The sequence below is a fragment of the Shewanella sp. GD03713 genome, from assembly GCF_029843705.1.
In the GTDB taxonomy this organism is placed as follows: Bacteria; Pseudomonadota; Gammaproteobacteria; order Enterobacterales; family Shewanellaceae; genus Shewanella.
On the sequence record NZ_JAOCIW010000001.1, the window covers coordinates 2,106,063 to 2,118,263 of the forward strand.

Below are 12,201 nucleotides of genomic sequence, written 5' to 3' on the forward strand. Positions count from 1 at the left end.
TATAACAATGAAGAAACTGTCGATATTGGCAAGTGCCGTGATGATGGCCCTTGTAGCACCTGTAGCGATGGCAAAGGTATCTGAAGCCGAGGCCGCTAAATTAGGTAACGAATTAACGCCATTAGGCGCAGAAAAAGCCGGCAATGCCGATGGCTCTATTCCCGCTTGGGATGGCGGTATTACTAAGCCAGTTGCTGGATATACCAAGGGAATGCATCACCCCGATCCTTTCCCTGAGGATAAAATTGAATTCACTATTACCAATGCGAATAAAGCCCAATACAAGGATTTCTTGACCCCAGGTCAAATGAAACTGTTCGAGCTTTACCCAGACACTTACAAGATGAATGTGTACAAAACGCGCCGCAGCGCATCAGTGCCACAATTTGTCTATGATGCGACAAAAGCCAACGCCACTCGCGCTGAATTAGTTGCACAGGGTAATGGTATTGCGGGCGCATCGATTGGTATTCCATTCCCTATCCCAGCCAATGGTTTAGAAGCGATTTGGAACCATATCCTGCGCTTCCGTGGTGTGGATGTGGAAACTTCACGTAGCCAAGCGGCACCGACGGCCGATGGCAGCTACACCTTAGTGGAAACCGCTGAGGAAATTCGTTTCGAGTATTCTCGCCCTGAAATCACCCTTGATCAGTTAAAGGCCAGCAACACGCTGTTCTACTTTAAACAAGTGGTGACTCAGCCTGCTCGTTTGGCTGGTACTGCACTGTTAGTGAAAGAAACCATGGACCAAGAGGCGCTGCCACGCCAAGCATGGACCTATAACACAGGTCAGCGCCGTGTTCGTAAAGCACCAAACGTTGCCTTTGATACACCGGGTACCGTATCCGATGGTTTGCGCACCACAGATGATTTCGACATGTTTAACGGTTCACCCGTGCGTTATAACTGGGAGCTTGTGGGCAAGAAGGAAATCTATATTCCTTACAACGACTACAAATTGCACTCAGATAAGCTGAAATATGACCAGATTTTAAAACCCGGTCATATCAATCCTGAGTTTGTCCGTTGGGAAAAACACCGCGTATGGGAAGTGAAGGCGACCTTGAAAGATGGTATGCGCCACATCTACAAAACGCGTGTGATGTATCTTGACGAAGACTCATGGCAAGTATCGATTGCCGATCTGTATGACAACCGTGATGAACTCTACCGTGTGGCGGTTGCCCACGGCTTGAACTACTACGAAGTCCCAACACAGTGGGATACCTTAGAAGTGTTCCACGATCTGCAGTCCCGTCGTTATTTGGCCATGGGCTTAGACAACCAGAGTGGAATGTATAACTTCGATGCCAAGTTGAGTGAAGCGAACTTCACCCCAGACGCGCTGCGTCGCGAAGGTATCCGTTAATCAGCCACGGTATAAAGGGGCGCTAAGCGCCCCTCATTAGTTAAGGAAGTTTGTATGTCGTTTCGCATCCTTCAATGCGCCGCTGCAATCAGTGTTGGTTGTTTATTTTCTTCCCCTTCATTTTCTGCGGTGTCTGAGACTTTCCCGCAAATTCAGCCCTTAGCGGCATCTTCTTTAGTGTTAGATATTGCCCATGCGGGACAGCGTTTGGTCGCCGTGGGCGAGCGTGGCCATGTGCTCGTGCTGAATGACACTTGGCAACAAGTGCCGACACCAACCTCGGCGCAGCTGACAAAAGTGTTCTTTTTAAATGAAAAACTCGGTTGGGCAGTGGGGCACGATGCCACTATTTTGCACACCCAAGATGGCGGCCTGACATGGTCGTTACAAATGCAGTCGAGCGAAATCGAAAAACCCTTCCTCGATGTGCTGTTTCTCAATGAGCAGGACGGCATGGCCATTGGCGCTTACGGACTGTTTTACCGAACCCATGATGGCGGCAAGACCTGGGCGGAAGAATTCCACGAAGAGTTGCTGGCCGAAGAAGACGTGTCCTATTTGGCTGAGTTAAAGCATAGCGACCAAGCCGCTTATTTGACCGAGCGCGCCTCGTTACTGCCGCATTTTAATCGGATGATCGTGCTCAATGATGGTCGTTTGTTATTAGTCGGAGAGCTTGGGCTTGTGGCGGTGTCGGCCGATAAGGGCCAAACCTTTACCCGTACGGGGTTTGATTACGACGGATCTATGTTCAATGCCATTCAATTGCAGGATGTGGTCTACGTAATGGGATTGAGGGGGCACGTGTTTAAAGCAGATTTGAGCCTTGGCCAATGGGATGAGATTGAAATGCCTGTGCAGTCATCCATCAATGGCGCCTTGGTGAGCTCAGATACTAGCTTGTACCTTGTGGGGAATGCCGGCGTCGTTATCCAGCTAAATCAGGATGATAGTGCGAGTATTGTCACTCGCCGCCAGGGGGAAAACTTAGTTTCGATTGCCAAAGATAACCAAGGGAATGTGTGGTTATCGGGTAGCCAAGGGCTACTTACACTTAAGCCATAAATTATAAAACAACAATAACAGGGCCGATAAGATGTTAGAAAAACTGGTCAACGGATTTGAGTCATTTTTATTCCGCAACCGTGCTTGGGTGGTGAGCATTTTTATTTTGCTGACGGTTTTTTTGGGATACCAAGCTAGCCAATTAAAAATGGATGCGGCATTCATTAAAAATATTCCGCTTAATCATAGCTATATGCAAACCTACCTCAAACATCAAAAAGATTTTGGTGGCGCGAATAGCATTATGGTGGCGGTGGAAGATACCAGCGGCAATATTTTTAACCCTAACTTTTTCGACACCCTGAAAAACGTTCACGATCAGCTGTTTTTTATTCCAGGTGTTGACCGCTCACAGGTGAAATCTTTATTTTCACCTTCGACCCGTTTTACCGAAGTCGTGGAAGATGGTTTTGCGGGGGGCCCTGTGATCCCCGCCGATTTCACGACCACCGAAGCGGGCTTAAACACGGTGCGCGATAACATTGAAAAAGCAGGCATTGTGGGACGCTTGATCGCCAACGATTATAGTGCCGCTATGGTATCGGCTCAATTGATGGACTTTGATCCACAAACGGGTAAGCCCTTAGATACCATCGCCTTTGCCGCTCAGCTGGAGAAGGAGCTTCGCGGTAAGTATGAAACCGATAAGGTGAAAATCCATATTATCGGTTTTGCTAAGATGGCGGGTGATGTGGCCGATGGCGCCAAAGGCGTATTGCTGTTCTTCGTGATTGCCATTTTGATTACGGCAGTAATGGTTTACCTGTTTTCCAAGTCACTTATCCTGACCTTATTGCCATTAGTCTGTAGCTTAACGGCGGTGATCTGGCAGCTGGGTTTACTGACGGTCATTGGTTTTGGCTTAGATCCTATGTCAATTCTGGTGCCATTCCTCGTCTTTGCCATCGGGGTGAGTCACGGGGTGCAGATGATCAACGCGGTCAGACGCCGCGTGATGGACGGACAAACCACTAAGGCGGCCTCGGCTTCTGCGTTTCGCAGTTTATTGGTACCTGGTGGGGTGGCGCTGCTTTCTGATACGGTTGGTTTCATCACACTGTTATCCATTGATATCGGTATCATCCGTGAGCTGGCCATTTCGGCCTCCCTCGGTGTGGGCGTGATTATTTTCACTAACCTTATCCTTCTGCCTTTAGTGATTTCTTTCACTGAACTCAAGGTTGCACCACAGGGCGTGCCGACCTCGGATGAAGTGCGGGCCGAGGCAATTTGGCGCTACCTTGCCAAATTTGCTACGCCGAAATACGCAGTGGTAGTGATTGCGGCGACCATTGCCTTGTATTTTGCAGGTCTGCAACAGGCGAATCAGATGAAAATTGGCGATCTGCAGGGCGGCGCGCCGGCTTTACACCAAGATTCTCGCTACAACTTGGACACCTTCTTTATTACCGATCACTTTTCTATCACCACCGATGTGATGACTGTGATTGTGGAAGCGAGCCCAGAGGCCTGTACTTACCACGATATGCTGACGCAAATTGATGAGTTTGAATGGTTAGTGCGTAATACCCCTGGTGTTGAATCGACAGTTAGCTTGGCCTCGGTGGCGAAAAAAGTGAATGCGGGCTTTAACGAAGGCAACCCAAGATGGGAAGTACTGCCCCGTACGACCGCCAGTTTAGTACAGGCGATTGGCCAGATCCCTACGACATCGGGCTTGTTAAATGGTGATTGCTCAGTGATGCCTGTGTATCTATTTATGCAGGATCATAAGGCTGAAACCATTGAAACTGTTGTCGCTAAGGTGAAAGCGGTCGCGGCCAAAATGGACAATGACAAGCTGCAATTTAAGCTAGCATCTGGTCCTGTTGGGGTGATGGCGGCGACCAACGAAGCGGTGGCGGAAGCCCAATTACCTATGATGATTTATGTGTATGGCGCGGTATTTGTGCTTTGTCTTATCAGCTTTAAGTCATTAAAAGCGACAGTCGCGGTGATTATTCCGCTTTACGTGGTCTCCACGCTGGCACAGGCGCTGATGACTCAACTCAATATTGGCTTAGCAGTCAGTACTTTACCCGTTATCGCCCTCGGTGTGGGTATCGGTGTTGACTACGGTATTTATATCCTGTCGACCATGTCATCTAAGTTGTCGAATGGGATGCCAGTACAACAAGCCTACTATGAAGCGTTAGTCGAGCGGGGCAGTGCGGTGATTTTCACAGGACTGACGTTGGCGATTGGGGTGAGCACTTGGTTTTTCTCGGCGCTTAAGTTCCAAATGGACATGGGGATCCTGCTCACCTTCATGTTTGTGGTAAATATGTTGGGCGCCATAATTATCCTGCCAGCACTGGCAGCGGTATTCTGGCGGCAGGCTAAGTAGTTACAAACAATGGGGAGTTTTTGACTCCCCATTGTCTTTGAATATAAACGCTGTTTTTTTGATTTTTTGCTCACCTGTTATCACATCTTTACGCTCTGGCTGGATTTACAGAGGATGTACCACTAAAATTTTCCTCGAAATACAGAGGATTTAGTAATAAACTTCGCGCGACGATCTGGATCACACTAATTTTCTGAGATCGTTAAGCCGAAGCATCCAAATAATGAAAAAAAGCGCTGCCATAGACGCTTAAGGAAACAGCAACATGGCCTTGAAAGATGCAATGCCTTCAGTACTACTTGAAAATGTAGTCAGTTTAATTCACGCTAAAGTCCCTAATTCACAAGCCAAGCAAGTTGAACAGTTCGCGACCTGCCTTTATGCCCACATGTCGAAAGACGACCTCAATGCGCGTAACGACAGCGACCTGTATGGTGCGGTTCTCAGTTTATGGAATGCACTAAACAAAACCCCGAAAGGGGAGACTCACCTCAGAGTATTCAATCCAAGTCAGTCAAAACACGGCTGGCAATCAACTCATTCGATCATTGAAGTTATCCAACCTGACATGCCATTCCTGGTAGATTCAGTTGGTATGGCATTGAATCGTATGGGTATTACGGCTCACATGATGTTACACACTCCGCTGGCGATTGAGCGTTCAGCCCAGGATGTAACTAAAGTCACTTACCTGAATCAAAGCCCTGACAGCACTGAACACGTTGCCGTTTTCCTGATTGAAATCGACCGTCAAAGCAGCAGTGTGGATATCAAAGCCCTTGAGCGCGAAATCCAATCTGTGCTGGGTGATGTGGCTGCATCAGTCAACGACTGGAGCGCGATGTCAGCTAAGCTGAGTGAGACCATTAAAGATTTACCTAAGCGTCCATTCCCCGGTGAGAAGCAAGAGTTAGAAGAAGCGATTAACTTCTTAACTTATCTTAATAATCATCACTTTACCTTACTGGGTTACCGTCAATACGATTTAAAACGCGTTGAAGGCGACGTCGAACTAGTGCCAAATATGGCCTCTAGTTTAGGCTTAATGAATAAGCACCATAAGACTCAGCCAGAGCAAGGTTTATTATTATCAAGCTTCTCTGACAGTGCCCGTAAAGAAGCCTTAGACCACAGTTTACTGATCCTGACCAAGAGCAGCGCCAAGAGCCGCGTGCACCGTCCTGCTTATGTGGACTATATCGGTATCAAACGCTTTGACAAGAAAGGCAATGTGGTCGGTGAAGATAGATTCATCGGTTTGTACGCCTCAAATGTGTATAACCGCAGCCCACGTGAGATCCCGCTGCTGAACGAAAAAGTCCAGCGCGTATTAGACCGTTCAGGTTTAACGCCACGTTCTCACGACTATAAAGCCCTGCTGAACATTCTCGAAAACCTGCCGCGCGATGAGCTAATCCAAGCCAATGTTGATGATTTAGCACACACGGCGCACGGTGTGCTCGAGATGCAAGACAGGGACAAACTGAAACTCTTTGTTCGCAAAGATGGTTTCGGTCGTTTCTTATCCTGTTTAGTGTACGTTTCAAAAGATCGTTACAACACTAAACTTCGCCAAGATACTCAACGTATTCTGGCTCAGCATTTCAACAGCAAAGAAGATGTAGAGTTTACGACGTATTTCTCCGAGTCAACCCTGGCCCGTACTCACTACATTGTCAAAGTTGATAACAATAATATGGATGTAGATGTGGCTGCCATTGAAAACAATTTAATTGAAGCGGCACGCTCGTGGGAAGATAAGTTAAATACCGCGCTAAACACCGCCTTAGGTGAAGAAGCCGGTACTCATCTGATGAAGCGTTACGCTAACGCCTTCGAACAAAGCTATAAAGAAGACGTATTACCAAGCTCTGCCGTTGTGGATATGCAACAGCTTGAAGCACTGGATGACGAACACAAGTTAGGCATGTTGTTCTATCAACCGCAGGAAGCAGCGTTGAACGACAACAAAGTGCGTTTAAAACTATTCCATAAAGATGAGCCAATCCATCTTTCTGACGTGCTGCCGATGCTGGAAAACTTTGGTCTGCGCGTGATCAACGAGCGTCCCTATGAAGTGACGACCTCAGACGGTTCTACCTTCTGGATCTTAGACTTCTTAATGACGGTTAAAGTCACTAATACCGACAATATTGCCGACAGCCAAGACAGATTCCAAACTGCACTCTCTCAAGTGTGGCAAAAGAAACTAGAAGATGACGGTTTTAACCGCATCATTCTGGCGTCAGGTTTAACAGGCCGTGAAGTGTCAGTACTGCGTGCTTACGCTAAGTACATGCGTCAAATCGATGCGACATTCAGCCAAGCTTACATCGAAGAAACCTTCGGCCGTTACCCACAAATCGCTGATTTGTTGGTGAAAATGTTTATTCGTAAGTTCAATCCAAAACTGAAGACCCGTACTCTGGGCAAGTTTATGGAGCAGATCAACCTACGTTTAGACGAAGTATCGAGCCTAGACGATGACCGTATTATCCGTCGTTACCTCGATTTGATTAACGCCACGCTGCGTACTAACTTCTACCAACTGGATGCCAAAGGCGAATCTAAGAGTTATATCTCGTTTAAATTCATGCCTTCGTTAATTCCTGAAATGCCGCGTCCGTTGCCGAAATTCGAAATTTTCGTTTATTCGCCACGGGTTGAAGGTGTGCATTTACGCTACGGTAAAGTGGCTCGTGGTGGTCTGCGTTGGTCTGACCGCCGTGAAGACTTCCGTACTGAAGTGCTTGGCTTAGTAAAAGCACAACAAGTGAAGAACACCGTAATTGTGCCTGTGGGCGCGAAAGGTGGTTTCGTTTGTAAACAACTGCCTACTGAAGGTGGCCGCGAAGCCTTCTTCACCGAAGGTCAAGAATGTTACCGCATCTTTATCCGTGCGCTGCTCGATATCACAGATAACATCGTTAACGGTGAAATCGTTCACCCGGTAGATGTGGTCCGTCACGATGAAGATGATCCATATTTAGTGGTCGCGGCAGACAAAGGGACTGCCACCTTCTCTGACATCGCTAACGCCATTTCGCAAGAATATAACTTCTGGTTAGGCGATGCGTTCGCATCGGGTGGTAGTAACGGTTACGACCATAAGAAAATGGGTATCACGGCCAGAGGTGGTTGGGAATCGGTTAAACGTCACTTCCGCGAAGTGGGTATCGATTGTCAAACTACAGACTTTACCTGTTTAGGTATTGGTGACATGGCTGGTGACGTATTCGGTAACGGTATGTTGTTGTCTAAGCACACAAAACTTGTGGCTGCATTCAACCACATGCATATCTTTATCGACCCGAATCCAGATACAGCTGCCAGCTATGAAGAACGTGCCCGTTTATTCGCGCTGCCACGTTCAACCTGGGAAGACTACAACAGCAAGCTGATTTCTAAGGGCGGCGGTATCTTCCTGCGTTCATCTAAGTCCATTCCATTGTCTGCTGAAATGAAGCAAATGCTGGAAACGGAAAAGACGTCGATGACTCCGACTGAGCTGATGAAAGAACTGCTGAAAATGCCAGTGGATCTGATTTGGAACGGTGGTATTGGTACTTATGTTAAGTCATCACGCGAAACCCATGCAGAAGTGGGCGACCGCGCTAACGATGCTCTGCGTGTCAATGGTCGCGAACTGCGCGCCAAGATCGTGGGCGAGGGTGGTAACTTAGGTTGTACTCAGTTAGGTCGTATCGAATACGCAGCTAACGGCGGTCGTATCAACACTGACTTCGTGGATAACGTGGGTGGTGTGGACTGTTCTGACAACGAAGTTAACATCAAGATTCTATTAAACGCATTAGTGGCAGAGGGTGAACTGACACTCAAGCAACGTAACCGTTTACTGGAAGAGATGACCGAAGAAGTCGGCCAAATCGTGCTGCAGGATTGTAAAGATCAAACCCGTACGATTTCTGTCACCCAAGTCCGTGGTGCTGAGCAGTTAAAAGAGCAAATTCGCTTTATCCAGTATTTGGAAAAAGAAGGCAAGTTAGACCGCGCCTTAGAATTCTTACCATCGGAAGAAGAGCTGGCAGAACGTTTAGCCAATGGCCGCGCTTTAACGCGTCCTGAACTATCGGTACTGGTGGCGTACGCTAAGATGGTACTGAAAGAGCAGTTACTGACTCAAGAAATCACCGAAGATACACTGCTGAGCCAACTGTTGATTGCTTACTTCCCGAAACAACTTCAGGAACTGTACAGCCACAGAATGGTGACGCACCCACTGCGCGGTGAAATCATTGCCACGTCACTGGCCAACGAATTGGTCAACGACATGGGTCTGAACTTTGTTCAACGTATGCAAGATGAGACTGGAGCCTCAGTTGCCGACGCGGCAATTTGTTACACTATGGCTCGCGAAGTGTTTGGTTTAGCTGAATTAACTAAAGCGATCACTGACTTAAACGGTATTGTTCCTGCTGTGGTTCAGGGCGAAATGCTGCATCAATTACGTCGCAACATGCGCCGTGCATGCCGCTGGTTCCTGCGTCACCGCAACCGTACTTGGAGCATCGAGCAAACTGTAGCCTTCTTCAAACCCGTATTTGAACAAATCAAAGCGAATGTTCATTCTTACTTGGTAGAAGAAGAAGCGGCGGGTATCCAAGCTGAGATCAACGCTCTTGTCAAAGAGAATGTGCCTCAGAATGTGGCGACCGTCGTGGCTAACATGAGCACACTGTTCTCGGCTCTGGATATTGCGCAAATTGCCCAAGCCGAAGAGAAAACAGTTGAGCTCGTTGCCGAGACATATTTCAAACTCGGTGCCCGCGTTGAGCTGCATTGGTTCCTAGAGCAGATCAGTGCACAGCCTGTGGCAAACCATTGGCAAGCACTGGCTCGTGCAGCCTTTAGGGAAGAGTTGGATTGGCAACAACGTGCGTTGACGTCAGTGGTCTTAAGAACATGCAGTGCAACCTGTGACGCTCAAAGCGTTATTTCTCAGTGGATTGATACCAATCAAGCCCTACTGGAAAGATGGTTCCATATGCTCGCTGACTTCAAAACGTCGCAAAGCCATGAGTTTGCTAAGTTCTCTGTCGCCCTGCGTGAACTGAACCTTCTGATCCTTCATTGTGAAGGCCATAAGTAAACTTTTATAACAATCAGAAGCCCTGGCGATCGCCGGGGCTTTTTTTAGGTCGAGGAAAATACATGTTTTATAAAATCGCACAGAAAGTCATGTTTCAGATGGATCCTGAGCGAGCGCATAATTTAGCCATTGGCAGCCTGAAAATGACAGGTAATAGTCCATTGAATGCGTTTTATGCCCAGAATATTGCGCCCGCGCCCGTCAGCTTTATGGGACTGACTTTTCCTAATCCTGTCGGTCTTGCCGCAGGTATGGATAAAGATGGCGAATCGATAGATGCCTTTCATGCGATGGGATTTGGTCATGTGGAAGTGGGTACAGTGACCCCAAGACCACAACCCGGTAATGATTTACCCCGTTTATTTAGATTAAAACCCGCAAAGGCGATCATCAATCGGATGGGCTTTAATAACAAGGGTGTCGATAATCTGGTCAAAAATTTGATCGCAAAGAAAACCGATATCATGGTTGGGGTCAATATTGGTAAAAATAAAGACACTCCAGTAGAGCAGGGTAAAGACGATTATTTGATCTGCATGGACAAAGTGTATCCCTATGCAGCCTATATTGCGGTGAATATTTCATCACCGAATACACCCGGATTACGATCGCTACAATATGGCGATCTATTAGACGAATTATTAAGCGCATTAAAAACTAAGCAACTTGAGTTGGCCGAGAAACATAAAAAGTATGTGCCAATTGCCCTTAAAATTGCGCCTGATTTAACCACGGAAGAAATCGAAAATATTGCTCAATCCTTGATTAAAAACAAGTTTGATGGCGCGATTGCGACTAACACAACATTAACCCGTGACGGTGTTAGCGGCCTTGCGAATGCCAATGAAAGTGGTGGGTTAAGTGGTAAACCATTGACTGAGCTTTCAACTAAAGTGATCAAACAATTAGCCACCTGTTTAAATGGTCAGATCCCGATCATTGGTGTGGGTGGAATTAACAGCGCAGAAGATGCGTTAGCTAAATTTGATGCGGGCGCGACTATGGTACAGATTTACTCAGGTTTTATTTACCAAGGTCCAAAGTTAATTAAAGAAATTGTTGAAGCTTACCGCTTAAAATAATGATCTTTAGATCTCAATAGGGATCTAAATTACGATCATTTATCTTAACTGCGATCTAAAACGATCAATAGATCGCAGTTAAGATCCTTAAATAGATCTACTAAGTAATTGTTAACTAATCTGTATTTTTATATTTTTATTTTGATATTGAATAAAATATCTACTATGATGTGCCAGTGTTCAAATAGTAGGTAAACGTTATGTTATTATTGCCACAAAAGGATTGGCACTGGAAATATAACGATTCGTATGGTGTATTAGGCGTTTCGTTAGGTTCCGAGATAGAATTTCTGACGGCTTATAAAGCAAAATCATTAATTCCTGATGCCTTATCAAGCATGGAATTTAATATTGCGCACGCCAAATTCTATATGAGCTTGCTCGACAAGTTGCCGAAAACCTTATCCCTTACCGATGCCGCCATAGTGCAAATTGCTCTAAATGCGACAGCCGCGCATTTTATGCTGACACCACAAATGCCAAAATCATGGTTTTTTGATTGCAGCGATGTGTGCGTATTTAGCGATGTGGGTAAAGTCTTTGAGCTTAAATGCCAAAAACAACGCGCATTAGTCTTAGTCATCGAAAACACCCTACAATCCGCGTTGGTGATGTTATTATCGCCAGAATGTGTGTTATCAGGCGCTAAAACCATGACGCAATTTGAAACCATTAAGGTGATGCATAATCGCTTGCATCCATTAAGGGTACAGCGCCATGTTGTCGCAGCCTAAATGACGGTCTAGCCAAATCTTGGCCGTCATTATTTATTTCGAGCTATTGGCAACATAGCTTGGTATTTTGATTATTTCCGCACGGTTTTCCGCTTATCTGACACTATTCATTTACCCTATAAATCGACATGATTTACTGAAAGGTCAATTTAGAATATCTACAGCGTTATACTTCCTCGTTAATCCAAATCGTAGACTTTAGTGATACTCTTTGTCCCGACTTTTTGAACGCAAGAAATAGGGGTAAATATAGCCATAAGCGCTCTAGGTTCACTCTCTATTTATCTTAGAAATAGTCTTAATAAACTATAGGGTTGAGGATAGACAATAAGCTTGGGGACTGGTGATTCATTCGATTGGTAAACTTAAGATAAGTCGGCCAGTTGAATATATCTTCAAATTTCTTTGTCGGTACTTTAGTGAATAATGGGCTTTGTTTACCTATATCACTAAGGAAACAAAGCCCAGTCAATTTCAGTGACTATTTAATG

General features: G+C 46.2%; 6 protein-coding genes. All 6 read left to right on the plus strand.

What is annotated here, in order from left to right; genetic code table 11:
- Nucleotides 1-7 precede the first annotated feature (7 nt).
- The 6 genes from N5E87_RS09415 (at nucleotide 8) to N5E87_RS09440 (ending at nucleotide 11,710) form a co-directional block, all read left to right on the plus strand.
- Nucleotides 8-1,372, plus strand: coding sequence for a DUF1329 domain-containing protein (locus N5E87_RS09415; protein WP_086904712.1), 1,365 nt, complete (start codon nucleotides 8-10; stop codon nucleotides 1,370-1,372).
- A gap of 54 nt (nucleotides 1,373-1,426) precedes the next feature.
- Nucleotides 1,427-2,437, plus strand: coding sequence for a YCF48-related protein (locus N5E87_RS09420; protein WP_279775273.1), 1,011 nt, complete (start codon nucleotides 1,427-1,429; stop codon nucleotides 2,435-2,437).
- A gap of 31 nt (nucleotides 2,438-2,468) precedes the next feature.
- Nucleotides 2,469-4,784, plus strand: coding sequence for an MMPL family transporter (locus tag N5E87_RS09425; RefSeq protein WP_086904710.1), 2,316 nt, complete (start codon nucleotides 2,469-2,471; stop codon nucleotides 4,782-4,784).
- A gap of 265 nt (nucleotides 4,785-5,049) precedes the next feature.
- Nucleotides 5,050-9,894 carry an NAD-glutamate dehydrogenase gene (locus N5E87_RS09430; RefSeq protein ID WP_089067964.1) on the plus strand — a complete coding sequence of 1,615 codons (4,845 nt, stop codon included), beginning with the start codon at nucleotides 5,050-5,052 and terminating at the stop codon, nucleotides 9,892-9,894.
- 62 nt (nucleotides 9,895-9,956) lie between these two features.
- Complete coding sequence (gene pyrD / locus N5E87_RS09435; RefSeq protein WP_011622457.1) at nucleotides 9,957-10,976, plus strand: quinone-dependent dihydroorotate dehydrogenase; 1,020 nt, start codon at nucleotides 9,957-9,959, stop codon at nucleotides 10,974-10,976.
- 200 nt (nucleotides 10,977-11,176) lie between these two features.
- Nucleotides 11,177-11,710, plus strand: a complete 534-nt coding sequence (locus N5E87_RS09440; protein WP_011622458.1) for a cell division protein ZapC — start codon at nucleotides 11,177-11,179, stop codon at nucleotides 11,708-11,710.
- Nucleotides 11,711-12,201: the final 491 nt, after the last annotated feature.

Excerpts from the sequence above, each read along its gene's own strand:
- N5E87_RS09415 (WP_086904712.1), top strand. The coding sequence starts at position 8 with ATGAAGAAACTGTCGATATTGGCAAGTGCCGTGATGATGGCCCTTGTA.
- N5E87_RS09420 (WP_279775273.1), top strand. The coding sequence starts at position 1,427 with ATGTCGTTTCGCATCCTTCAATGCGCCGCTGCAATCAGTGTTGGTTGT.
- N5E87_RS09425 (WP_086904710.1), top strand. The coding sequence starts at position 2,469 with ATGTTAGAAAAACTGGTCAACGGATTTGAGTCATTTTTATTCCGCAAC.
- N5E87_RS09430 (WP_089067964.1), top strand. The coding sequence starts at position 5,050 with ATGGCCTTGAAAGATGCAATGCCTTCAGTACTACTTGAAAATGTAGTC.
- pyrD (WP_011622457.1), top strand. The coding sequence starts at position 9,957 with ATGTTTTATAAAATCGCACAGAAAGTCATGTTTCAGATGGATCCTGAG.
- N5E87_RS09440 (WP_011622458.1), top strand. The coding sequence starts at position 11,177 with ATGTTATTATTGCCACAAAAGGATTGGCACTGGAAATATAACGATTCG.